The organism is Marinobacter xestospongiae (assembly GCF_023156385.1).
Classification (GTDB): domain Bacteria; phylum Pseudomonadota; class Gammaproteobacteria; order Pseudomonadales; family Oleiphilaceae; genus Marinobacter; species Marinobacter xestospongiae.
Map to the genome: position 1 here is coordinate 18,605 of NZ_JAKZAK010000003.1, position 22,433 is coordinate 41,037.

Genomic DNA, 22,433 nt, shown 5'->3' on the forward strand with positions numbered 1-22,433 from the left:
ACGATCTCAATTTCGTGGGACGGTGCGTTTGGAACCCCGGCAAAACGGGGCCAGCTTTGCTTGGGTGGTGCTGAAAGAGCCACTGACCAGGCTCCCGTTCACTCAGAAGCGATCCGGAGTCCGTCAGAGGATCTTTAGCGTAAACGCAGTATTATACGCATTCCCTCGTCAGGCATAACCCCGGCCAACACCGACACGTCGTCGCACCCGGAAAAAACCGGGAAGCCCTGACGCCACCTGAAGCGTTACGTGGGTGAAAGAGTTACGTACAATAGATCCTTAAGGGCAATAAAGGCAGACTGGCCCGCCCAGAAACGAACCCGATTCATTGCTGCGTCCCGCTGGTGACGGCACGGCGCGCTCCCAACGACACAGGAAACCAGAATGATTCTGCTGAAAACCTCTCACGGCGACATCAAGCTTGAGCTGGACCATGACAAGGCCCCAGAGACCGCCAAAAACTTCGAACAGTATGTCCGTGATGGTTTTTATGACGGCCTGGTGTTCCACCGTGTGATCAGTAACTTCATGATCCAGGGCGGTGGATTCGAGCCCGGCATGACCCCCCGCAAAACCCGTGAACCGATTGCCAATGAAGCCAATAACGGCCTCAGCAACATGGCCGGCACCGTTGCCATGGCTCGCACCATGGACCCTCACTCCGCCACCGCGCAGTTCTTCATCAACGTACAGGACAACGGCTTCCTCGACCACACAGCAGAAACCGCCGAAGGCTGGGGATACTGTGTCTTCGGCAAGGTGGTTGAAGGCATGGACACCGTCAACGCCATTCGCGCCGTCCCCACCACCATGAAAGCCGGCCATCAGGATGTCCCTCATGACGATGTGGTCATCGAGAAAGCCGAGGTGCTGGAGGATGGAGGCGCAGCGTGACCACGCTGTTCATCTCAGACCTCCACCTGGAGGAAGACCGGCCGGATATCACCGAGGCATTTCTGGCGTTCCTGGCTGGCGAAGCCCAGGGCGCTGAACGCCTCTACATTCTTGGTGACTTTTTTGAGGCCTGGATAGGTGATGACGAGCGGACGCCGCTGCAGGAGCAGGTCGCATCGGCTTTGCGCGCCCTCAGTGATCAGGGTACCGAACTGTATCTGATGCACGGCAACCGGGATTTCCTCATCGGGGATGACTACTGTCAGCGTATCGGCGCCACCCTGTTGGATGACCCGACTGTGGTGGACCTGTACGGCACGCCCACCTTGCTGATGCACGGCGACAGCCTGTGCACCGCTGACGTGGAATACCAGAAGTTCCGCGCCACCATGCGCAACCGTCAGTGGCAGATCATGTTCCTGCAACGCCCGCTGGCTGACCGGCAGACGACCGCCCGCCAGCTGCGGGAGATCAGCATGGCCAAGAACCAGGGCAAGGAACAGTCGATTATGGACGTCACCCCGGAAGAGGTGGTCAACGTCATGGAAGAACACGGCGTCCAACGTCTGATCCATGGCCACACCCATCGGCCGGCGGTTCATGACCTGGTCGCCAATGGCCAGCCCGCCCAGCGCATCGTACTGGGTGACTGGGACCGTCATGTCTGGTGGCTGACGGTCGCCCCGGGCCAGGAGCCGGCGCTGAACAAGCGCCCTCTGAACGAACAGGGCCAGTGTTAGCGGCGGGAAACAGGCGTCGCACAAAGAAGCCCCGCCAAGGCTACGACGCCTTTGGCGGGGCTTCCCGGGTGTTCAATTTTTCGACACCACAATCACCGTCAGGCGGTGGCCGGTGTCATCCTCAGGCGACGGCGTGTGACGGACACACCGATCAGCCCCAACCCCAGCAGCACCAGCGTTGACGGTTCCGGCACAACGGTGGTCGGCGTGTCATCGCCAGGCACATTCGGGTCGTCCGAACCGAAGGTGATGTTGTCGAACCCTACCTGGTTGGCGGTGCCGGAGAAATCGATTGATTTCGCGGTTCCGGAAAAGGTCACGTTGCCAACATCGAAGTTGCAGAACTGGCCTGACGGATCGCCAGTACAGTTGTTGGCTGTGCTGTTAGCAACCAGATCAATCTGTCCCAGCAGGGAACCACCGGCATTCTCCTGGTCCCACACCGTCACCGATGCCGCCTGGGAGGTGGTGTAATAGAAAGAAAACCCGGTATCAAACCCCGGCGAGTAGTTCAGGATGGACGAGCCCGAGAGGAAAAACATGATGGTGTCCGGTGAGGGTTCATTTGCGAAGTTGCCGTTACCTCCGGCATCCCCGTCAACCACGCCCAACGCGTTGTCGCCAAAGCCAACGCCGTAGTTGGTTCCTGAGTTGCCATCGGAGTCCGTCCCGCCGTTATAGAAATCCTGGATCTGCGCCTGATCCCCAACCCCTTCAAAATCGAGGGTAAAGGGCACCGCATACGCGCCACCTGCCATGCCGAGCAGCAATGCGGCGCAGCCACCGCGAGTCCATTGGTTGTTGGTAGTCATGGTTATCTCCTTGGCCGGGGATTACTGAACCCAAACAACTCCCCCAGGCGTTGCTGTAAACCCATGCGAAAAACCAGCCAAGTTTTCATCTTATTGGTTTTAAAAGGTATTAAATGATCGATCTGTGCAACCTGTAAAGCATATTGACACACCGACACCCCCTTGGGAGCGCCCGGCGAAGGCATCAGGCCCGTGTCCCGGGTAGCCCGGCGCCACGCCGGATTCGACGCACATTGAGGTTGATCAGGTGCCTGATCACACAACGAAAAGCCCACCGCTTCCAACCACTGAGGTTGCCTCCCCGCTCCCGGTAGAACTGGTCGGGCTGTTGATAGCGGCCAAAGTCCTGCGCGATGCCGAGCCGTTGGATGTAGGTATTGCCGCCGGTCCATTCATTATCAGGCGATGACAGACACCTCGACGCGATGCCGAAGCCAAAGAACGGCCCCCGATGGCCTGAAAAACGCCTCTGAACCCGGGCAAGATAGCGCTGGTCAATGATGTAACCCTCCAGCTCCAGCCAACGACCGCCCACCCGCGCCTCCACCCAGCTGTGGATGATCTGATCCGGCGCCAACCCAAACAGATAGTCCGGGATTGCCCCGCGCTGAAGCTCGTTGTAGATGGTAAAGCCATGCAGACGGGCCGGAATCCCCACCGCCCGGAGTAACGCCATTAACAGCGTGCCCTTGGTGTTGCATTGACCATAGCCGTCCGCCAACACCTTACTCGCCGAGAGGTCATCGCTGGCGTTGTAGCCAAACGGAATCTGGTCACGAACAAACAGGTAGATGGCCCTGGCCACCTCAGGCTCAGGCAGCTCCCGCCAGCCCTGTTGACGCACCAGGCGTTGAACATCCGGGTGCCCGAAATCCAGCATCGTCGTTGGCTGCAGGTATGGCGACTCGTTCTGACTCATTGCGTTCTCCAGCGGTCCATGGGTGTTGGAGAAACAGTACCGCCCTATCCCATCGCAAACTTGAACAAACTGGCTAAACAGAAACCTGCTGGAGCGGATTCGTGCGGCCCAGATCAGCTGCGCGAACGCAGGCGGGATGCCTGACGGATTGAGAGACCGAAACACCGACGAAAGGTCCGACTGAGGTGGGCACTGTCGGAAAAGCCGGCCAGGTGGGCCGCCTCCGTCGCAGCCTTCCCTTCTGCCATCGCCGTCACCGCACACAGAAGACGACGCCACAGCAGGTAAGGACGCCAGGCCATGCCCACCTGGTCCCGAAACAGGTGCAGAAACCGGCCCTCGGACAACGCCATCGAACGGGCCGCGTCTGCGGCCCTCCAGCCCTGGGGCTTGAGGCAACGGTCGACCGCGAAGCACTCATCCATGGCCTGCAGCAACCGGCGGATTCGGTGGTCCCCCACCGCCGTCATGGCGGGCCCGGGCAGGGGCAAGCCAAGCCGGGAGCAAAGCAGTGCCATCGCCGGAACCAGCCAACCGTCTGCCAGCGAGGTTTCCGCCGCCGAAGGTGCCAACTCCGGTAGCGGCAAGGTAACGCAGTCCTCACCATCAAGCCGGCGACCAAGCACCTCACCCCAGCATGACTGCGGCTCGATCAGCAGCAACAGCCCTTCGGACATCGCCAACCGATGAGGAACGCCTCCGGCCACCAGCGCCGGTTCCCGACCAGCAGCTCGCTGTCACCACGGGGCCAAACCACCTGCGCCGCCACGTGGGCATGCTCTTCAGCCTCGAGCGCCCGGCCGACAAACAGCAGCACCCCCGGCATCACCCGAACCTGATCAGTCATGGGGTTGCGCTCTGCAGGTACACAGGCCGGAAAGCGAATTCAAAGCTAGACTGCAGATACACCATCTACTCTCCTGTAGAAGGCTGGTGGCAACACTCGCTGCCGGAACACAGCCTTTTGCCAAGGAAATCAACATGCTTCTTGTCAGTCTCGTTTACGCTTCCAGTGTTTCAGCGTCGGTAGACGAACAGGCCGTCGCACGGATTCTGGAAACCTCCCGTGCCTACAACGAGCAATACGACATCACCGGTCTGCTGTGCTTCAATCACCGCTATTTCCTGCAATGCCTTGAAGGCTCCCGCACCCGCGTCAATCACCTGTACCAGCGCATACTTCAGGACCCGAGGCATTCCGACATACTGCTGCTTGATTACGCCGAGATCGAGCAGCGACGGTTCGATCAGTGGGCCATGGGCTACGTTCCATCCGGGCAGTTGGCGCGGCAACAGATCCTCAGGTTCTCCGGAAAAGCGGAGTTCAACCCCTATGAGATGACCGGCGCCAGCGCCTGCGGACTGCTAGCCGAGCTTGGCAGCCTCTGATCACCGCGGCCATTCAAATACCCGCTGGTTCTTGATGTGCCTGAAACCCTCGGCGAGATAGAACGCATGACTGTCCTCCCGTTCGTCCCGACAACGCACGCGCACAGGCATGCCCAACGAGTCTCCCCAGGTTGTCGCCCGGGCCAGCAGCGACGAGCCAATTCCGCCCCGTCGCCGGGCGGTTTCAACCACCAGCCCCCCGACTTCAACGAAGGGCACCGTACCGACCCGGCGGGCGATGAACGCATGCATCCAACCAACGACCGCACCTCTGGCCATAGCCGGGTTGGCAGCGCTTGCCAGCTCAGCAACCCAGACCCGATGATCAGGCAGCGCCAGCAGTGTCTTTAACGCCCGACGCGAGTCCACTCCTTCGCCGTCAGGCACCAGGGCTGCCGCCAGACGCAATACCGCCTGGCTGTCGGTCGGCCTTGCGGCGCGAATAGTCACTGGCTGATCATCCTGGGTCACAGTTCTGTTCTCATCGATGGCCATCACCCGAGCAAAAGAGTTCGTGCCGTGTCAGTGGGGTCTGAAGAGCTTACGTGCTAGATTCGATCTCTCACAATAGCTCAGAGAACGGGAATCGCTGAAGCCTCTCTGTGCAACTGGGATCAAGACGCCTCAATAACCGACGACCGCCATCATGCAACACACTCACGATCTGCTGCTTCTGGGCATCATTATGCTGCTCGGACTGGGAGCCCACACGCTCGGGGGGAAGGTCCACGTTCCCCGGGTCACCCTTCTGTTGCTGCTGGGTGCCCTTGCCGGCCCGGCATTGTTCGACGTGATTCCATTGCAGGCAACCGGCAGTTTCGAACTGATTACCGAGCTTACGCTGGCGATGGTCGGCTTTCTGTTGGGGGAGCGGATGTCTCTGCGGGATCTCCGGGAAGGCCGGGAAGCGATCGTGCTCAGTCTCACGGTGACGCTGGTGACGGCGCTGGTGATGTTCCTGGCGGTATGGGCCTTCACCGGCAACCTGCCGGCTGCGCTGCTGTTGGCCGCGATTGCCACCGCCACCGACCCGGCAGCCACCCTGGATGTGATCCGCGAAGCCGGCGCCAAAGGCCCGCTGACCCGGGTGGTTACCCAGGTGGTGGCCATTGACGATGCCTGGGGCGCGATCCTGTTCAGTATCCTGCTGGTGTTTGCCGAGCTGGTCGCCGGCAATGGCAACAGTATCAGCGACCTGGTGGCCCATGGCGTGACAGACGTCTTCGGTGCCATGATCCTCGGGGCCACCATTGGCTGGCCCATGGCCTGGCTCACCGGTCGCCTGAAGCCTGGCGAGCCGATGCTGCTGGAGGCGGCCGGCTTTGTATTTCTGGCCGCCGGCCTGGCCGGATACCTCGGGGTGTCCTACCTGCTCACCTGCATGACCCTGGGCGTGGTGGTCGCCAACCGGGCCCACCATCACGTGCGTCCGTTCCGATCCATTGAAGGGGTAATCGACCCGTTCTTCGCCCTGTTTTTCTTCCTCGCCGGCTACAGTCTTGACTGGGCGCTGTTGCCCACCTTGGGGCTGCTGGGATTGGTCTACCTGCTGGCGCGGGTTGCCGGTCGACTGGCCGGAGGCTACCTGGGTGGTGTATTCGCGCGCTCCGAACCGGTGGTCCGGCGCTACGCCGGCGCCTGCATGCTGCCCCAGGCCGGCGTTGCTCTGGGACTGGCCCTGGTAGCCACCGAGCGGCTGCCGGAACTGACCCTGCTACTGCCACTGGTGATCGGCGCCACCGTAATCTTCGAGCTCGCCGGACCGGCCATCACCGCCTGGCAGCTGCGACTGGCAGGAGAAACCAGAAAAAGATAGCTGTCACCTCAGAGGCGCAATTTGACTTGAGCGCCTGGGCTCAATAAAGAACGACGCCAGGTAGGACCCCCACACGCCCAGCGGCGAAAGCAGGCACGCCAGCCCTCCCCACACAATGGCACTGCGCCCCATCCGGTGGGCAAACACACCAATGGCGAAGAAGTAAACGATAAGACTGATCAATCCCACCAGAACAGCAGGAAGCGCCCATAGCGGGGCATTGGAGAAATCGTCGACCAGCCAGACAGGCACAATCAAGGCAATATGCCCCAGCCAGAAAGTAGCGTCGACAAGCCACCGCCCCGGCTTACTCACATCATCCATAACAGAACGTCCTTTTCTTCCTTGTTGTTCTCTTCCCTGGCCTTGTCCAAGGCCACCGCACTGACGCGGGACATCAGATTACGCGGCGGAACCGTATCGGGCAAGACCACAACATCAGCCCGCCGTCGCTGTCAGCTCACTGACAATCGACCCCAGGGAGCTAATCCCGCCACAGCGAGTGCTTCTGCAGCTTGCGCTGTAATGTCCGTCGGTGCATGTTCAGGGCCCGGGCAGTGGCGGAAACATTCCCGTCGTTCTCCGTCAGTACACGCTGGATGTGCTCCCACTCCATCTCTTCAACGGAGGGGGGCTCCGGCCTCAGCTCCGGCGGCGCTTCCAGGGCATCGAACCCGGCAATCAGCTGATCCACCGTCACCGGTTTACACAGGTAATTGACGGCACCACGGCGCATCGCTTCCACGGCTGTAGCGATACTGCCGTAGCCGGTCAACACCACCACCTTCAGATTCGGCTGACTGTCGAGCAGCAATGGCAATAGCTGCAACCCACTGTCCCCGGCCAGGTTCAGGTCCAGCACGCACTGGCTGTAATGCTGCTCTGACAGCCGCTGTCGGGCTTCCTGCGGCGAATGGGCAACATCCGCAACAATACCCCGGCGGTCCAGAGACCGTCTGAGCACGTGAAGAAAGGCCTCGTCATCGTCGATCAGTAACCAGTTTGCGATGTCAGCCATGGTTTGTCCCCTGTTCTGCCAGCGGCAGTTCGATGATCATCGTGGTGCCGCCAGGCTCCACCCGTGCCTTGAGCGTGCCGCCCAATCGCTGGATGGTGGCATTGGACAAAAACAGGCCAACCCCCAGGCCGGTATCAGAGTCGACAACCCTGGCACCGGGGGCACCCTGGAGCGTGGTCTCCAGGCCATCACCGTGGTCCTGTACCACCAGTTCCAGCCGTCCGGCGACGTCCCTGACGGCAACCCCCACCCAGTCCGGGCTGGCAGTCAGTGCATTGGCAAGCAGGTTGAGAACGGCCTGGTCCAGCGTTGCATCCACGGCGATGGCAGAGGTCGGAACCGTCGCCTGCCACTCCATCGTGGCACCTGGCCAGAGCAGGGTCGCCGACTCCCGCAGCCGCCTGATCCAGGCCGCAACGGAAATCACTTCCAGCTCCGCGGCGCTGGCCTGCCGCGCCGCTGACGTCAACTGGCGGAGGTGACCGCTACACAGATCCAACTGCTGGGCCATCAGCGCAAGGTCTTCCTGCTGTCCCGGCCTCGTCTCCCCCGCCCTCAGGTCATCCACCAGCAGCGAGAGGGTATTGAGGGGCGTATTGAGGCGATGGGCGACGGCCGCTGCGGACAGCCCCAGAGCAATAACCTGCTCGTCCCGCAAGCGGCCTTCACGAATCCTCGACAGCTGGACCTGCTGTCTCCGCAGGCGTTGGGCCAGTGTCCCAACCACCAGCAGCAGGATCGCCGAGGTCAACACAAACGTCAGCCACATACCAAACAGGTGCAACTGGGCCATGCTGCTGCCATGGTGGTGATCCATGGTCACCGGCAGGTACCAGCGCGCCAGCACCGTATAAAGCGCAATACCAAGCAGGGTCAGCCCGATACTCTGGGCCAGTGGCAGCACCACAATCGCCACCGCAATCGGTAACAGCATCAGCGATGTCAGTGGGTTGGTGTAACCACCGATCAGAAACAGCCAGCCGCCGATCATCAGCAGATCCAGCGCCAGCCCGGCCGCCACCACCAGGGCAGACGCCGGCGGCCAGCGCTCAAACCACAACCAGCCGCCGACCGCCAGGGAGGCATAGATCAACGTCAGCCAAAGCGCTTCCCCACCCTGGGCCAACGACACCATGCTTTCCGCCACCGCCAACGCCAGCAACTGGGCCGCGGCCATCGCCAGCCGCAGCCCGAGAAGGTAGCGACCTGCCTGCTGGAATCCGGATTCTGAATAGGTTAACCAAGCCATAACCCGCATTCTAACGGCTTTTCCTTTGGGAATACCTACTTGGAGATGCGGCATTCTGTCTCAGGCCAGGCGCGGGCCCGCTGATTACTATTGGCGCCACGTTCAATTCAGGAGAGACAGCCGTGAAAGCAGTACACAGACTGACGCTGGTTTGGCTGGCAGGGGGCGTGGCCCTGCCGTTGGTATCGGTGGCCGGAGAGCCCGCGACCGCATTGCCCTTGATTCAGGTTACCGGCGACCGATGGCAGTCGCCCGCCAGCGAGGTTCTGGTGCCGGAGCCGGTGGCGAGACTGGCCGGTGACGCCTCGGTTTCGCTGTCCCGTATGGGCGGCCGAGGCCTTGATCCGATCATCCGTGGTCAGGGCCGGGACCGTGTCGATGTGCTCCTTGATGGCATCCGCGTCGAAGGCGCCTGCCCCAACCGGATGGACCCGGCCACCAGTCGGCTGAGCTCGGCGCTGACACCTCTGCTGGATGTACGCACGACCAATCAGACGCTGCGCTGGGGACCGATTAGCGGTGGCCAGATCATGGCCACTACCGCCGCTCCCAGGTTCGCCGACGGCGTCTTCACCGGTCACCTGACCGCCGGCGGATCGGATAACGGCAGCGGCTCAATCATCAATGGCAGTGCCGCCCTTGGCAATGAACGCAGCTGGGTGCGACTGGCCGGAGGTCATGACAAAGCCGATGACTATGACGACGGCGACGGCAACCAGATCCGCAGTGCCTTCACCAACCGGGAGGGTCGACTGGACGCAGGCTGGACCGCTGACAACGGCTTTTACCTTCAGGGTTTGCTGCGGCGACAACAGGAGCGTGACGTCAAGTACGCGGGCTCGGGCATGGACGCCCCCAAAACCGATACCGACATCGCCCGCCTCACCCTGGGCAGCCCGGTAGGGTCCGGCGACTGGGAACTGGTGGCGTGGCAGGCGGATGTCGACCATCGCATGGACAGCGTCAGCCTGAGAACCTCCGGCATGGCGATGGTCACCGATTCCCAGACCCGAACCCAGGGACTGCGCCTGACGCTCGATCAAACCGCATCGGCCCAAACCGGTTGGGCGACTGGCCTGGATCTGGAGCGTAACAACTGGGAAGCGGAACGCTTTGGCGGGGATGACCTGGCGATGCTGACCTCGGTGATCTGGCCCGACGTGGACCGGGACCGCGTGGGCCTGTTTGCAGAGGCCAGCCACCGGCTCACACGCCACTGGCAGCTGGGTGGCGGTGTCCGCTACGACCGGGTGGAAATGAGCCCGGACTCCGCCGACAAACCATTCGGCATGGGCATGATGAGCAACTCTGCCGCGGCGATCTACCAGCAGGTCTATGGCACCACCGAACTTGAGCAGACCGACCACAACATCAGCGCGTTCCTGGACAGCCGCTGGCAGTTCAAGCCGGGTCACGCCCTGGAAGTAACGGCCAGTCGCAGCGTACGCAGCCCCGGCGTGACCGAGCGCTACCTGGCGAGCTGGAGCATGATGCCCGCCAAGCGCTGGGTCGGTAACCCGGCGCTGGACACCGAGAAACACCACAAACTGGAACTGGCGCTTGAGGGTCGTGAGGGAGCACTGAGCTGGCGACCCGCCATCTGGGTGGATCAGGTGGAGGATTTCATCCTGCGCACCCGCAATGCCGATCAGGTGTCGGTCTACCGCAATGTCGACGCCCGACTGCTCGGCGCCGAGGCGGAGGTAAGTTGGCACCACGGCCCCTGGCAGCTGGCCAGCACCCTGGCAACGGTTCGGGGCACCAACCGTGACAGCAACAGCGCTCTGCCCCAGATACCGCCGCTGCAGTTCAGCCAGACCCTGGATTGGCACAACCAGGGACATCAGCTCGGGATCGAATGGCAGCTCGCCCGCCGCCAGGACCGGGTGGACCTGGGGTCCGGACAGGATGCAGACACCTCACCAGGCTACGGGGTGATCAATCTGACCGGTCTTCACCCGCTGATGGAAGGCCTGTCGCTGACCTGGGCTGTCGACAACCTGTTTGACAAGACCTGGGCCCCCCATGTCAGCCGCGCCAACACCGACCCGTTCAATCCCGAAGCGATTCGGGTGCACGAGCCTGGCCGCACCCTGCGGGCGGCACTGACCGCACGCTGGTAGTACTCAACTCAGGTAGAGAGCACTCAGGCAGAGAGCACTCAGGCCGACAGTCCTCAGAAAGATGGCGCTCAGGCGACAGGCAGGCTGGTTCGGTGAGCCTGGCTGTAGTCATCATGCAGTGCCTGCACCCGTTCCGCTTGGTCGGTTCGGGTGTCTGCGCCCAGGTGCATCAGGTAATGGCAGGCAGCGAAGTCGGCTGCCTTTTGCTGATAACTCTCCACCCAGGCCTGGCGTTCAGCCATGCGATCCTGTCGGATCGGCCAGACACCGGATTTGGGTTTCATCCGATCCAGCTTCATGCGCCAGGGTTTCGGGCTGACCCGGGCTCGGAAGCAGCGCTGATTGCGGCACATGGCAATGTAACGCGGGTCGGAATTGAACTCGGAGAGAAGCTTGAGGGTACGCTCACTGGTCGGGTCGAAGGTCTCATTCAGCACCAGTACGCGATAGCCCATCGGTGTGCGGTAGACCTGAAGATTCAGTTGCGGATGGGCCATCGATACACGCCGGATGTTGGCCAGTGCGCGCTCTTCCGGGCTCTTTCGCCACGTCATCACCGCGGCAAACAGCAGCTTCGCCAATGGCAACGCCAACAGCAACCCGACGATACCGCCCGCCAGCGCCAATCCCAGGCCTCCCGCGCTGGAGCCGGCCAACCAGCCCAGCGTTGCCAGACAGACGATGGCGGTGAGGGTGTAGAGCTCGGAAGACGTCGGTAATACATCAATGTCGGCAAAAAACACATCCGACGTATTCAGGCACAGGGCACCATAACCATTGCGGGAAATCACCACATCGCCGTGACGGGCCACAACCTCCTCACGAATCGGCAGACCCTCGGCGCCATTGTAGGTAACCTTGTGATCGACGCGGCGAACGGTACCCCGTTCAACCAGTTCCTCAAGCGCTTCGGCCAACCGGGTTTGGGCATGCTGCCGGGCCTCCGCCTCGCTGCTGTCGGACCAGCCAAAACGTTTTACAGTAAACTGCCGGCCGTCGACCCTGCGTCGTTCGCTGGCTTCAGCCCAGAACTCTGGAACAATCATCCTGTCCTTCCCTGCGATAATGCATCCGTCAATACAGAGCCCAGACGGGCCCACTTCCCTGTCAGGCAGACCAGCACAGGATGACGTCGTTACGGGGCACTAGCCCGCGGCCAAAACGTCCGTTCGCGCCGCCATAATGAAGTCATTGCGATGGAGCCCCCCAATCTTGTGGGTCCACCAGCGCACCGTGACCTTACCCCATTCCACCAGCAAGGCCGGGTGATGGCCTTCCGCTTCCGCCAAGTCTCCGATCCGGTTGGCAAAGGCCAGGGCATCGGCGAAATTGGCGAGTTTGAAGGCCCGACGCAGCTGGAGCTCACCATCCAGCTCAACCACCTCCCAGTCGGGCACTTCCTTCAGCAGTGCCGACCGTTCGGCGCCAGAAACCTTAGGGGCATCAGCTCGACAAGCCTCACAGGCCTGCTCTTTCAGATTGCTCATTGCGGTCTCCCTTCGTGGCTAGTCGTAAAATCTCAGCTCGTCTTACTCATCGCTGGTCGTACTCACAACTGGTCGCACTCACAACTGATCGTACACTCAGATCACACGTTGTAGAACGAGCGATACCAGTCTACGAACCGGGCAATGCCGTCTTCAACGGTGGTCGATGGCTTGTAGTCCACATCCTCGATCAGCGCATCCACATCGGCGTAGGTGGCCGGTACATCGCCCGCCTGCAGTGGTAGCAGGTTCTTCTCGGCCTTACGGCCCAGGCGCTCCTCAATGATCTCAATAAACCGGGAAAGCTCCACCGGATTATTGCTGCCAATGTTGTAGATTCGATAGGGGGCACGACTGGTACCCGGGTCCGGCTTTTCACCGGACCAGTCCGGATTGCCGGGCGCTACGTGGTCCAGGGTGCGGACAACGCCTTCGACGATGTCATCAATGTACGTGAAGTCCCGACGATGGTGGCCGTGATTGAACACATCAATCGGCTCCCCCGCCAGAATCTTGCGGGTGAAAATGAACAGGGCCATATCCGGGCGCCCCCAGGGGCCATACACGGTAAAGAACCGCAGACCGGTGGTGGGCAGGTTGTAGAGATGGCTGTAGGTGTGGGCCATCAGCTCATTGGCTTTCTTGGACGCCGCATACAGGCTCAGGGGGTGGTCGACATTGTCGTGGACAGAGAATGGCATGGCCTCATTGGCGCCGTAGACCGAACTGCTGGACGCGTACACCAGGTGCTTGACGTCGTTGTGCCGACAACCTTCGAGGATGTTCATGAACCCCACCAGATTGGCGTCTACGTAAGCATGGGGATTCTCGAGGGAATAGCGCACACCAGCCTGAGCCGCCAGGTGGACGACCCGTTCCGGCTTGTGGTCCCGGAACACCGTTGCCATGACGTCACGGTCGGCCACGTCTTCCCGTACTTCGGTAAAACCGTCCCGTTCTAGCAGACGGGCCAGCCGGGCTTCCTTGAGATTGACGTCGTAATAGTCGTTGACGTTGTCGACACCAATAACTTCATCGCCACGATCCAGCAGTCGATGGGCCAGATGGGAGCCAATGAAACCAGCGGTACCGGTAACCAGGATTTTCAAGGTGATATCTCCAGGGTCAAAAAGGGATTCCGATGGTCCAGCATCGGTCACTGAGGTTAGTTTAGCGAATGCAGCCTGTTGCCAGTAGTGGCGCTGAATAATGTGGTGCCTCAGAAACAACAAGAGCGCCCCAAAAGGCGCTCCTGGTGACAACCATCATTCAACCAACCGCCGCTTCCGGTGTCAGAATGACAGGCCGGCACTGATGAAGGGGCCGGACACATCGATGTCGAAGCGATCGCTGCCGTCTTCATAGTCCACTGCGATCTCGCGGTAGCCCAGACGAAGCTGAACCAGCGCAATCTCGTACTGGCCATAGGCGTTGACGTCGTACATCGAGTCACCGTCAAAACTGATGGCGTTGCCTTCTGCACCCACCGATACGCCGGTGAACGGCAGATCAAAGCGGGCAGCCACATAGCCCATCGGCACTACGGCATCAACCTTGGTGGTGTCGCTGATAGCACCACCGACCTGGGTAACCACCAGCTCGCCGCTGAAGTCCCGGGCAGTGATCCCCAGGTCCAGGTTGACCCAGTTGTCGAGAACTTCGTAGTACAGCGTCAGATCCGTCTGCTCGAACTCCAGGTCCGATGTCACTGGCACACCGGCGCCAATACCGCCAAAATCGGTAGTCAGTTCGCTATCGCCTGACTGGTCCAGAGAGCTGTGAGCAATCCGGACATTTGGCAGCAACGGTACCGGGTGCTCCAGGTACAGGGCGATGGTCGTGTTGCTGTTATCCCCCAGATCGAGATCGTTCTCGACATCCAGCAGGTCACCTTTCTGGCCGGCTTTGCCGGCCACTTCCGCGTCCCAGTAACTCACCGAGGCGCCGGCCCCGATAATGTCCGCCTGGGCCAGTGGCGCCGCCGCCAGCAAGGCTCCGAGCGCCAGAATACGATTACGCATAACTATCCCCTTCACTATACCATTGAGGTTGGCTACCAATGATTGCACATCGGCGAGGCTGACGAATCAGTCAAACGTAATGCCAAGCCGGCGCCCGACTTCCTCATAGGTTTCGATAACGTCGCCCAGGCCCTGACGGAAGCGGTCCTTGTCCATCTTCTTGCGGGTTTCCTTGTCCCAGATCCGGCAGCCATCGGGGCTGAACTCGTCACCCAGCACAACCTGGCCACCCGCGCGTCCGAACTCCAGCTTGTAGTCCACCAGCAACATGCCGGCATCATCGAACAGTTGCTTGAGCACACCGTTGACCTTGTAGGTCAGCGTTTTCATCTGCTCAAGATCTGCTTCCGTTGCCCAGCCAAAGCTGACCGACAGAGACTCGTTGACCATCGGGTCGTGCAGTTCGTCGTTCTTCAGGAACAGCTCGTAGGTCGGCGGATTCAGGGTCTGACCTTCCTCTACGCCCAGACGGCGACAGAGACTGCCCGCCGAGATGTTCCGTACCACGCACTCCACCGGAATCATGTCCAGGTTCTTGACCAGGGATTCGGTGGAAGACAGCAGCTTCTCAAAATGGGTTGGAACGCCAGCGGCTTCCAGTTTGTCCATGATGAAGGCATTGAAGCGGTTATTGACCATGCCCTTGCGGTTCAGCTGCTCTTTCTTCTCGCCATCAAAGGCCGAGGTGTCGTCACGGAATTCCAGAACGAACAGATCAGGGTCGTCAGTGCGGAAGACCGATTTGGCCTTGCCCGCGTAAAGCTCTTCGCGCTTTTCCATTGGTATCTCCGGCAGCGGTGGCTCAAAGCCACCGTGGCTGCTCAATATAGGTGATCAAATAGTTCCGTCAGCAGCAGCGTGGCGCGATTGGCGCCGTCGTGATCCGGCGCCCGGCCAGTGGTCACCTGGATAGCCTGCCCCTGCTGTTCGAGATTGACGTAGAAAGTGTACTTCGGCTCCGGCTCGTCAGCGAACCAGCTGAACATGCCCGGGTCGAGCTCTTCACTCGAGCGATAATCGACGTAGAAGCGCCCCTGGCTGCGGTCAAGGTCAACCACAGCGACCTCGGCCTCCCGCAGGGCCCGCTGGACCTCGCCCCAGGCCCGGTCAAAGGCCAGATCCATCCGAATGGCACGGGGAATCTCATCCTCCGACACCAGTTTCACCCGCGGCTCATTGCTGATGCCCAGCGCCGCACGGGAATAGGATTTGGTGTCGGCCCGCGCCTGCAGGAAGGTGGCCAGATCCTGAAGCAGGTTCTTTTCCACGGTTTTGTCATCCGTGCGCGGTTGCCAGGACATCAGCTCGTCGGGGTTGCCCTCCACCACACGGGGGCGCAACTGCACCTCGGTGGTCTTGCGACGGACACCCGGCGCAACACGGGCCTGGACCAGAATCCGAGGCTCATTGGCCTGGCCATCCTCAAGCCCTACCAGAGATCGGGCACGACGACTGAAGTTCACCAGTTCACTCTGCACCAGGCCGAGCTGGGGACTGTCCTGGGCAACACCGAAGCCCCGCTCATTGAGGTAGGCGGTGACACCAGGCCAGACCTGGCCTGGCACTTCGTTGATCAGCAGCCAGGCCTGGTCGTCGAGTTCTTCGATCAGGTAGTTCTGCTCGAGGATATCGGCCGTCATGTCGGGTGGTCGCGGCAGATCGCCGGCGTACATGCCACCGCTGTCGGCGCTATCAATCTCGCGAATGGGGTAGGCGTTGCCGATCCGGTCACGCTGACGTTCGTCGATCGTTTTCAGCGGCTCACCAGCGGGGGCGTTGACGTACTCCAGGGAGCGGTCGTCCACCGCACTGCACCCTGATACCGCGACCAGGGCGCAACCGACCGCCAGACCAGCAAAAGCACCGCGGGAACGCGGTGCTGTCCTGAACGGTTGAACCATCAGGCATCTCCAGTTAGTGCGTTGACTCAGAGGACACCAGCGGCGTTGAGGGCGTCTTCCACTTCGCTGTGGAATTTTTGATCAAGCACAGTCAGCGGCAGGCGGATACCTTCGCCAATCAGTCCCATCCGGGCCAGTGCCCACTTCACCGGAATCGGGTTCGCTTCCAGGAACAGTTTGCGATTGAGCGGATTCAACAGGTCATTCAGGCGTGCGGTTTCATCCCGGTCACCGGCGATGACAGCCTTGCACAGATCGGCCATGGCCCGGGGCGCGACGTTGGCCGTTACCGACACGTTACCCTTGGCACCGGCCAGCATCAGGTCAGCCGCTGTGGCGTCGTCACCGGAGTAGACGGCCAGACGACCTTTGACCGCCTCGATCAGTTCGGCACCACGGGGGATGTTGCCCGTGGCGTCCTTGATGCCAACGATGTTGGGAATGTCCGCCAGACGCTCCACAGTTTCGTTCATCATGTCGCAGGCGGTACGGCCAGGCACGTTGTACAGCATCTGATTGACCGGCACGGCTTCGGCGATGGCACGGAAATGCTGGTAGAGTCCTTCCTGGCTGGGCTTGTTGTAGTAAGGCACCACCAGCAGGCAGGCATCGGCCCCCAGCTTGTGCGCCTCAGTGGTCAACTCGATCGCCTCGCGGGTGCTGTTGGCGCCGGTACCGGCAATCACCGGAATACGGCCGTTCACCCGTTTGATGATGTGACCAATCGTCTGGCAGTGTTCTTTCGGGTCCAGGGTTGCAGATTCCCCAGTGGTGCCGACCGCAACAATGCCGTCGGTGCCATTTTCAATGTGAAAGTCTACCAGTGCGTCCAGATGCTCCCAGTGGATACTGCCATCCGGATGCATGGGCGTCACCAGCGCGACGAGGCTACCAGTAATCATAAAGACTCCGTCCAGATAAAACGGTTATGGTAATGTTGGGTGCCAACCGACACAAGGGAGCCCTTGCATAAAGTCATGATTCCCAGTGAATCACCCTACCCTGCATTCACGCCAGCAGTGACGGGCAATCCGGCCCGGGGAGTGAACCGCCAGACGCACCGTCGCCGTATGACGTTTTTGCAAGACTTTCTTGCAAGACTTCCCGGTTGCAAGACTTTCAGGTTGTAAGACCTTCAGATAGTAAGACGTCCCAACTCGCAAACTATATCTCGAACAGCAAACAGGAGTTCCCATGCCCACTGTCGAACTGAATCAGCCAGTCGCCGAATTTGAAGCGCCAGCAACGGAAGATCAAACCGTCCGGCTGTCCGACTTCCGCGGCAAGAAAAACCTGGTGATCTATTTTTACCCCAAGGACAACACCCCGGGCTGCACCACCGAGGGGCAGGACTTCCGCGATCAGCACGCCGCTTTCGAGGCCTGTGACACGGTCGTGTTTGGTGTCTCCCGGGACAGCCTCAAAGTCCACACCAACTTTCGCGCGAAGCACGAGTTTCCGTTCCAGCTGATCTCAGACAAGGATGAAGAACTGTGCCAGCAGTTTGATGTGATCAAGCTGAAGAAGCTCTATGGCAAGGAATACATGGGCATCGATCGCAGCACCTTCCTGATCGACAAGGAAGGCGTCCTGCGCCGGGAGTGGCGCAGCGTCAAGGTCAAAGGGCATGTTGACGAAGTGCTGGCTGCCGCCCAGGAAGTGAACGGCTAACATCGCATTCAAAGACCAGGGTTACCGACAGCCGGCAACCCGGGCCTTCCAATGGGCTGGCGCCTCGTCAGCCCACGTCGTCAATCGGCCCCAGCGGCTCTCGCTTGACCGGCCAGGCGGAGAAAATCGCCTTCAGCATGGTTGCCAGAGGGATCGCAAAGAACACCCCCCACAGCCCCCAGACACCCCCAAAAAACAATACCGCCACGATGATGACCACCGGGTGCAGGTTGTTTACTTCAGAGAACAGCACCGGTACCAGCACATTGCCATCCAGCGCCTGAATAATGCCGTACACCACCATCACCCAGATGAAGTGACTGCCCCAACCAAAGGCGAAAAGCGCAATCATCGCCACCGGAATGGTTACTACGGCGGCGCCGATGTAGGGAATCACCACACTCAGCCCCACCAGCAGCGACAGTAAAGCGGCGTAGGGAACGCCCAGCAGTTTGAACGCAACGTAGGTGGCGCCACCAACGATCAGGATCTCGACCGCCTTGCCGCGGACGTAATTGGCACACTGCAGATTCACTTCTTCCCAGATGTGCAGCATCAGCGGCCGCTGGTGAGGAAGCAGACGGGCCAGTGCTCCCAGCAGCAGCTTGCGGTCCTTCAGGAAAAAGAACACCAGAATCGGGACCAGCACCATGTAAATGAGCACGGCCAGCAGATCCGGAATGCTGGAGAGCGAGAAGGACACCAGCCACTGAGTCATCCGCGCCGCTTCTGACGTCACCTCGTGGTAGACGGTGTTCACCGCGTCAATAGAAATCAGGTTCGGGTACTGATCCGGCAGCACCTCCATGTAGCTCTGTAACTCACGGAAGATGCGAGGCGCCTCCCCGGCGAGCGCAGTGACCTGGGTCCACACCAACGGCATCAGACCAAACAGGAAACCCAGCAGGATACCCATAAACACCAGGAAAACGCCGACAATGGCAAGCGTCTCCGGCACTCCCCATCCCATCAGCTTGCTCACCAGCCCCTGCAGGATGAAAGCCACGATCACCGATGCAATCACGGGCGCCAGCATGGCACCAAAGAAGACCACTGCCAGGGTACCCACCACCAACAGCAGTAGCAGGATGACAGCTTCGTCATCTGAAAAGTATTTATCGGCTAGACCACGTAGAATTCTGACCATGAACGGCTCCGGCAGGGACTCAGGACTGGCCGCACTCTATCACAAAGCGATAGCGGCCTTCGGTTTCGGATTGGCTGATTAGCCGATGGTCGGACATCGCCAGGTAGGCGGGAATATCTCGGGCCGAGCCTGGGTCGGTAGCCAACACTTCCAACTGCTGCCCGGCCACCATGGCGCTGAGCTCCAACTTGGTCTTCAGTAAAGGCATCGGGCATTGCAGCCCTGACGCATCAAGCAACTTGTCTGGCATGATTCGGTCACAATTCGGATGAGGCAAAGGTAAAGTAGTAAAGGCAACACAGCGAGGGACCGGTGAACCACCCGCCCCCAGAAGGATTCTGAACGCATTCAGAGCATCCCAAGACCCTCTGAACCAGGCCTGACTGTCGACAGGACGACCATCGCCCGATCCAGCGGCCAAGTATGACGCAGCCAGGAATAGTACCGCATTATGGCTTACCGCAAACAGCTTCGCACCGTAACCGGCACCACCTGCTCCGCTTTCAGGTGCCGGTTTCGCCGTCGATTTGCCGCGCTGGCCATCTGCAGCCTGCTGGCCACGCCACTGGCGGCGACCGATCAGGCCCTGCCAACCATTGGCGGCCTCGGCGGAGGGCTGATTTCCGAACAGCAGGAAGCCGAAATCGGCCGTCAGGTTATGGGGTCCATCCGCCGTTCCGCACCGCGCATCCAGGACCCGCTGGTGGCGGATTACCTGGAATCGATGGTCCACCGCCTGCTGCCCTCGGTGCCTCTGGGCGACAAGCACCTGACCCTGGTGCTGATTGACAGTCCCGATATCAATGCCTTTGCGGTACCCGGCAACATCGTCGGTGTGAACGGCGGCCTGTTTCTCTACGCCCGCAGCGAGCAGCAGTTTGGCTCCGTTATCGCCCACGAATTGGCCCACCTCAGCCAGCGCCACTTTGCCCGCCGCCTGGAACAGCAGGAAACCAACGCCCCGCTGGCGATCGCCGGCATGGTCACCGGCATCATTCTGTCCGCCGTCACAAAATCCGACGTCGGCCTGGCGGCCATTGCCGGCACCCAGGCCCTAAGCATCCAGAACATGCTGCAATACAGTCGCGCCCACGAACAGGAAGCCGACCGGATCGGTCTCGACATCATGGCGGATGCCGGCTTTGACCCCCGCGGCATGCCGGCCATGTTTGAAACCATGATGCGCCAGAACCGGTTGCAGGGAAATCAGCCGCCGGAATACCTGTCCACCCACCCGCTGACCCAGAGCCGGGTCTCGGACACCCGTTCCCGTGCCGAGCAGTACCCCATCACGCAGGTTGCAGACCGGCTGGAGTATCACCTGGTCAGAGCGCGCCTGCAGGCCCACTACGCCACCACGCCGGAACACGGCGTCGCCTTCTTCGAGCGCCGCACTGCCGGCACCCCGATCGGCGAGAGCCCCGCGGATCATTACGGACTGGCAGTCGCCTATCTGGGCAATCGCCGGCCTGCCGAGGCCGAATCGACCCTGCGACAGCTGCTGGCGCACCAGCCCGGCCGCATAACTTACCAGGTGACGCTGGCCGAGGCCCTGCTCGCCCAGGAGCGCGCCACCGAGGCCAACGCCCTGATGCACGAGGCACTGGGCCGCAACCCGGAGAACGCTCCGATCACCGACATGCTGGCCCGCACCGAACTGGCGGATGGCAATGCCCGCGCCGCCAGCGGCTATCTGCGCACACTGATCAGGCAATATCCGGAACGGGAGAATCTCTGGCTGAGACTGGCGGAAGCGGAAGGTCAGGCGCGGAACATCGTTGGTGTGCACGAAGCCCGGGCGGAGTACGCGATTCTGATGGGGGATCTGGAATCAGCCCACCGGCAACTGCTGGAGGCGCAGGAGAAGGCGCCCCCGGGGACGCCATCCTACCAGAGCCTGTCATCAAGACTGAACGAGGTCAGCCAGGCTCTGGCCAAACGCCGCCGCTGACGGTGGACTGAATGCCCTCAGGCGTTGCCAGCGGCCTTGAGGTTCATGTCGGCGGTGAAATCCAGCATGCGCTTCAAAGGCGCCAGCGCACGCTCTCTCAACGCGTCATCCACGTGCACCTGCTGATCTCCAGACTCCAGCACATGGAGCAGGTTTTCCAGGCCGTTCATCGCCATCCACGGGCAATGGGCACAGCTGCGACAGGTCGCGCCGTTTCCGGCCGTAGGTGCTTCGATCAGGGTCTTGTTGGGCGCCAGCTGCTGCATCTTGTAGAAGATGCCGTTGTCGGTGGCAACCACGAACTTGTCGTTCGGCAGGGTCTGTACTGCATGAATCAGCTGCGATGTGGAGCCGACCACGTCCGCCATCTCCACCACCGCATCCGGCGACTCCGGGTGCACCAGAATCGCCGCATCCGGGTACAGGGCTTTCAGATCTTCCAGCCCACGATGCTTGAACTCTTCATGCACGATGCAGGAGCCGTCCCACAGCAGCATATCAGCGCCGGTGGTCTTCTGGACGTAGTGCCCCAGATGTTTGTCCGGCGCCCAGATCAGCTTCTCGCCACGGGCATCCAGGGACTCCACAATGGCCTGGGCACAGCTGGACGTGACCACCCAGTCCGCCCTCGCCTTCACCGCCGCGGAGGTATTGGCATACACCACCACGGTCCGGTCCGGATGCTGATCGCAGAACGCTGCGAACTCATCCGCCGGGCACCCCACATCCAGCGAACAGGTTGCCTCCAGAGTCGGCATCAGCACCCGCTTTTCCGGCGTGAGGATCTTGGCAGTCTCCCCCATGAACTTCACACCCGCGACGACGACAGTGGATGCCGCATGGTCACGACCGAAGCGGGCCATCTCCAGCGAGTCAGCCACACAGCCGCCGGTTTCCTCGGCCAGTCGCTGAATGTCGGGATCGGTGTAATAGTGCGCCACGAGCACGGCATCCTGATCCTTCAGGGCCTGGCGAATACGCGCTTCCAGCGCGGCCTTCTCATCGCCACTGAGGGTTTTTGGCTCTGCCTGGTGGGCCAGATGCTCCTGTACCAGAATTCGATCTTCGGCTCGTGTCATGGTCTACATCTCATCCGTTATTCTTCAGCCCCATTGTACCATCGGACAGGTTGATTCATGACCCTGTCACACTGGGCTGTTATTGAGAAGACTGGGTAACCCGAGTAGCTGGAAGCCACTTGGAGTCTCCCTGGAGACATTGGTATCTTTGGGCAAAAAAAAAGAGCCCGAAGGCTCTTTTTTCCAACCAACCCGAGAAGCCCGGATGGTTTATTT

Annotated in this window: 25 protein-coding genes; 7 read left to right on the plus strand and 18 right to left on the minus strand. The window is 60.8% G+C overall.

The window, feature by feature from the left end:
- Positions 1 to 384: 384 nt before the first annotated feature.
- Together MLD24_RS03270 and MLD24_RS03275 are read left to right on the plus strand one after the other, a co-directional pair.
- Positions 385 to 894 carry a peptidylprolyl isomerase gene (locus MLD24_RS03270; RefSeq protein WP_227171264.1) on the plus strand — a complete coding sequence of 170 codons (510 nt, stop codon included), beginning with the start codon at positions 385 to 387 and terminating at the stop codon, positions 892 to 894.
- Positions 891 to 1,634, plus strand: a complete 744-nt coding sequence (locus MLD24_RS03275; protein WP_248163940.1) for a UDP-2,3-diacylglucosamine diphosphatase — start codon at positions 891 to 893, stop codon at positions 1,632 to 1,634. Before MLD24_RS03270 ends, MLD24_RS03275 begins: the two co-directional genes overlap by 4 nt.
- A 98-nt stretch (positions 1,635 to 1,732) precedes the next feature.
- On the opposite strand, the gene MLD24_RS03280 is transcribed toward MLD24_RS03275, so the two are convergent.
- From MLD24_RS03280 to MLD24_RS03295, 4 genes are all read right to left on the minus strand, one after another.
- Positions 1,733 to 2,446 carry a PEP-CTERM sorting domain-containing protein gene (locus tag MLD24_RS03280; protein ID WP_248163943.1) on the minus strand — a complete coding sequence of 238 codons (714 nt, stop codon included), beginning with the start codon at positions 2,444 to 2,446 and terminating at the stop codon, positions 1,733 to 1,735.
- 184 nt (positions 2,447 to 2,630) lie between these two features.
- Positions 2,631 to 3,365 (minus strand): transglutaminase-like domain-containing protein, encoded by a 735-nt coding sequence (locus MLD24_RS03285; protein ID WP_248163946.1) that lies wholly within the window; start codon positions 3,363 to 3,365, stop codon positions 2,631 to 2,633.
- Positions 3,366 to 3,478: 113 nt separating this feature from the next.
- Positions 3,479 to 4,042, minus strand: coding sequence for an AraC family transcriptional regulator (locus MLD24_RS03290; RefSeq protein ID WP_248164042.1), 564 nt, complete (start codon positions 4,040 to 4,042; stop codon positions 3,479 to 3,481).
- Positions 4,018 to 4,212: a hypothetical protein gene (locus MLD24_RS03295; protein WP_248163949.1), complete on the minus strand. Its 195-nt coding sequence runs from the start codon at positions 4,210 to 4,212 to the stop codon at positions 4,018 to 4,020. The genes MLD24_RS03290 and MLD24_RS03295 overlap by 25 nt, the downstream gene beginning before the upstream one ends.
- A gap of 134 nt (positions 4,213 to 4,346) precedes the next feature.
- On the opposite strand from MLD24_RS03295, the gene MLD24_RS03300 reads away from it, so the two are divergent.
- A complete protein-coding gene (locus MLD24_RS03300; protein WP_248163952.1) occupies positions 4,347 to 4,754 on the plus strand; it encodes a BLUF domain-containing protein in 408 nt (135 codons plus the stop codon).
- Here MLD24_RS03300 and MLD24_RS03305 read toward each other — a convergent pair whose 3' ends face one another.
- Complete coding sequence (locus MLD24_RS03305; RefSeq protein ID WP_248163956.1) at positions 4,755 to 5,204, minus strand: GNAT family N-acetyltransferase; 450 nt, start codon at positions 5,202 to 5,204, stop codon at positions 4,755 to 4,757. It lies immediately after the preceding gene.
- 196 nt (positions 5,205 to 5,400) lie between these two features.
- Here MLD24_RS03305 and MLD24_RS03310 point away from each other — a divergent pair, with 196 nt between their 5' ends.
- The gene (locus tag MLD24_RS03310; protein WP_248163959.1) at positions 5,401 to 6,570 is read left to right on the plus strand and encodes a cation:proton antiporter; all 1,170 of its coding nucleotides are present in this window, start codon (positions 5,401 to 5,403) and stop codon (positions 6,568 to 6,570) included.
- Positions 6,571 to 6,573: 3 nt separating this feature from the next.
- Here the strand turns inward: MLD24_RS03310 and MLD24_RS03315 are convergent, their stop codons facing one another.
- The 3 genes from MLD24_RS03315 to MLD24_RS03325 all read right to left on the minus strand — a co-directional run bounded on the left by MLD24_RS03315 (position 6,574) and on the right by MLD24_RS03325 (position 8,837).
- The gene (locus MLD24_RS03315) at positions 6,574 to 6,894 is read right to left on the minus strand and encodes a hypothetical protein (protein ID WP_248163963.1); all 321 of its coding nucleotides are present in this window, start codon (positions 6,892 to 6,894) and stop codon (positions 6,574 to 6,576) included.
- Positions 6,895 to 7,054: 160 nt separating this feature from the next.
- Positions 7,055 to 7,588, minus strand: a complete 534-nt coding sequence (locus MLD24_RS03320; RefSeq protein ID WP_248163976.1) for a response regulator transcription factor — start codon at positions 7,586 to 7,588, stop codon at positions 7,055 to 7,057.
- A complete protein-coding gene (locus tag MLD24_RS03325) occupies positions 7,581 to 8,837 on the minus strand; it encodes a sensor histidine kinase (protein ID WP_248163980.1) in 1,257 nt (418 codons plus the stop codon). Before MLD24_RS03325 ends, MLD24_RS03320 begins: the two co-directional genes overlap by 8 nt.
- A 122-nt stretch (positions 8,838 to 8,959) precedes the next feature.
- Here MLD24_RS03325 and MLD24_RS03330 point away from each other — a divergent pair, with 122 nt between their 5' ends.
- Positions 8,960 to 10,960 (plus strand): TonB-dependent receptor domain-containing protein, encoded by a 2,001-nt coding sequence (locus MLD24_RS03330; RefSeq protein ID WP_248163983.1) that lies wholly within the window; start codon positions 8,960 to 8,962, stop codon positions 10,958 to 10,960.
- Positions 10,961 to 11,028: 68 nt separating this feature from the next.
- Here MLD24_RS03330 and MLD24_RS03335 read toward each other — a convergent pair whose 3' ends face one another.
- The 7 genes from MLD24_RS03335 to dapA form a co-directional block, all read right to left on the minus strand.
- A complete protein-coding gene (locus tag MLD24_RS03335; protein ID WP_248163986.1) occupies positions 11,029 to 12,006 on the minus strand; it encodes a hypothetical protein in 978 nt (325 codons plus the stop codon).
- Positions 12,007 to 12,105: 99 nt separating this feature from the next.
- The gene (locus MLD24_RS03340) at positions 12,106 to 12,447 is read right to left on the minus strand and encodes a 4a-hydroxytetrahydrobiopterin dehydratase (RefSeq protein WP_248163988.1); all 342 of its coding nucleotides are present in this window, start codon (positions 12,445 to 12,447) and stop codon (positions 12,106 to 12,108) included.
- 101 nt (positions 12,448 to 12,548) lie between these two features.
- Positions 12,549 to 13,556 carry an NAD-dependent epimerase gene (locus MLD24_RS03345; RefSeq protein ID WP_227171278.1) on the minus strand — a complete coding sequence of 336 codons (1,008 nt, stop codon included), beginning with the start codon at positions 13,554 to 13,556 and terminating at the stop codon, positions 12,549 to 12,551.
- 183 nt (positions 13,557 to 13,739) lie between these two features.
- Positions 13,740 to 14,468, minus strand: coding sequence for a TIGR04219 family outer membrane beta-barrel protein (locus tag MLD24_RS03350; RefSeq protein ID WP_227171279.1), 729 nt, complete (start codon positions 14,466 to 14,468; stop codon positions 13,740 to 13,742).
- 66 nt (positions 14,469 to 14,534) lie between these two features.
- Positions 14,535 to 15,248: a phosphoribosylaminoimidazolesuccinocarboxamide synthase gene (gene purC / locus MLD24_RS03355; RefSeq protein ID WP_248163999.1), complete on the minus strand. Its 714-nt coding sequence runs from the start codon at positions 15,246 to 15,248 to the stop codon at positions 14,535 to 14,537.
- Between the two features lie 41 nt (positions 15,249 to 15,289).
- Complete coding sequence (bamC, locus tag MLD24_RS03360) at positions 15,290 to 16,369, minus strand: NlpB/DapX family lipoprotein (RefSeq protein ID WP_248164002.1); 1,080 nt, start codon at positions 16,367 to 16,369, stop codon at positions 15,290 to 15,292.
- A gap of 26 nt (positions 16,370 to 16,395) precedes the next feature.
- Positions 16,396 to 17,271, minus strand: a complete 876-nt coding sequence (gene dapA / locus MLD24_RS03365) for a 4-hydroxy-tetrahydrodipicolinate synthase (RefSeq protein WP_248164005.1) — start codon at positions 17,269 to 17,271, stop codon at positions 16,396 to 16,398.
- 292 nt (positions 17,272 to 17,563) lie between these two features.
- Between dapA and MLD24_RS03370 the strand changes: the two genes are divergently transcribed.
- The gene (locus tag MLD24_RS03370; protein WP_248164008.1) at positions 17,564 to 18,040 is read left to right on the plus strand and encodes a peroxiredoxin; all 477 of its coding nucleotides are present in this window, start codon (positions 17,564 to 17,566) and stop codon (positions 18,038 to 18,040) included.
- Between the two features lie 67 nt (positions 18,041 to 18,107).
- Here MLD24_RS03370 and MLD24_RS03375 read toward each other — a convergent pair whose 3' ends face one another.
- Together MLD24_RS03375 and MLD24_RS03380 are read right to left on the minus strand one after the other, a co-directional pair.
- The gene (locus MLD24_RS03375; protein ID WP_227171284.1) at positions 18,108 to 19,187 is read right to left on the minus strand and encodes an AI-2E family transporter; all 1,080 of its coding nucleotides are present in this window, start codon (positions 19,185 to 19,187) and stop codon (positions 18,108 to 18,110) included.
- A gap of 19 nt (positions 19,188 to 19,206) precedes the next feature.
- A complete protein-coding gene (locus tag MLD24_RS03380) occupies positions 19,207 to 19,437 on the minus strand; it encodes a sulfurtransferase TusA family protein (RefSeq protein WP_227171285.1) in 231 nt (76 codons plus the stop codon).
- A 201-nt stretch (positions 19,438 to 19,638) separates the two neighbouring features.
- Between MLD24_RS03380 and MLD24_RS03385 the strand changes: the two genes are divergently transcribed.
- On the plus strand, positions 19,639 to 21,138 hold the full coding sequence (locus MLD24_RS03385; RefSeq protein ID WP_248164027.1) for a M48 family metalloprotease: 1,500 nt from the start codon (positions 19,639 to 19,641) through the stop codon (positions 21,136 to 21,138).
- Positions 21,139 to 21,155: 17 nt separating this feature from the next.
- On the opposite strand, the gene nadA is transcribed toward MLD24_RS03385, so the two are convergent.
- The gene (nadA, locus tag MLD24_RS03390; RefSeq protein ID WP_248164040.1) at positions 21,156 to 22,217 is read right to left on the minus strand and encodes a quinolinate synthase NadA; all 1,062 of its coding nucleotides are present in this window, start codon (positions 22,215 to 22,217) and stop codon (positions 21,156 to 21,158) included.
- Positions 22,218 to 22,433 lie beyond the last annotated feature (216 nt).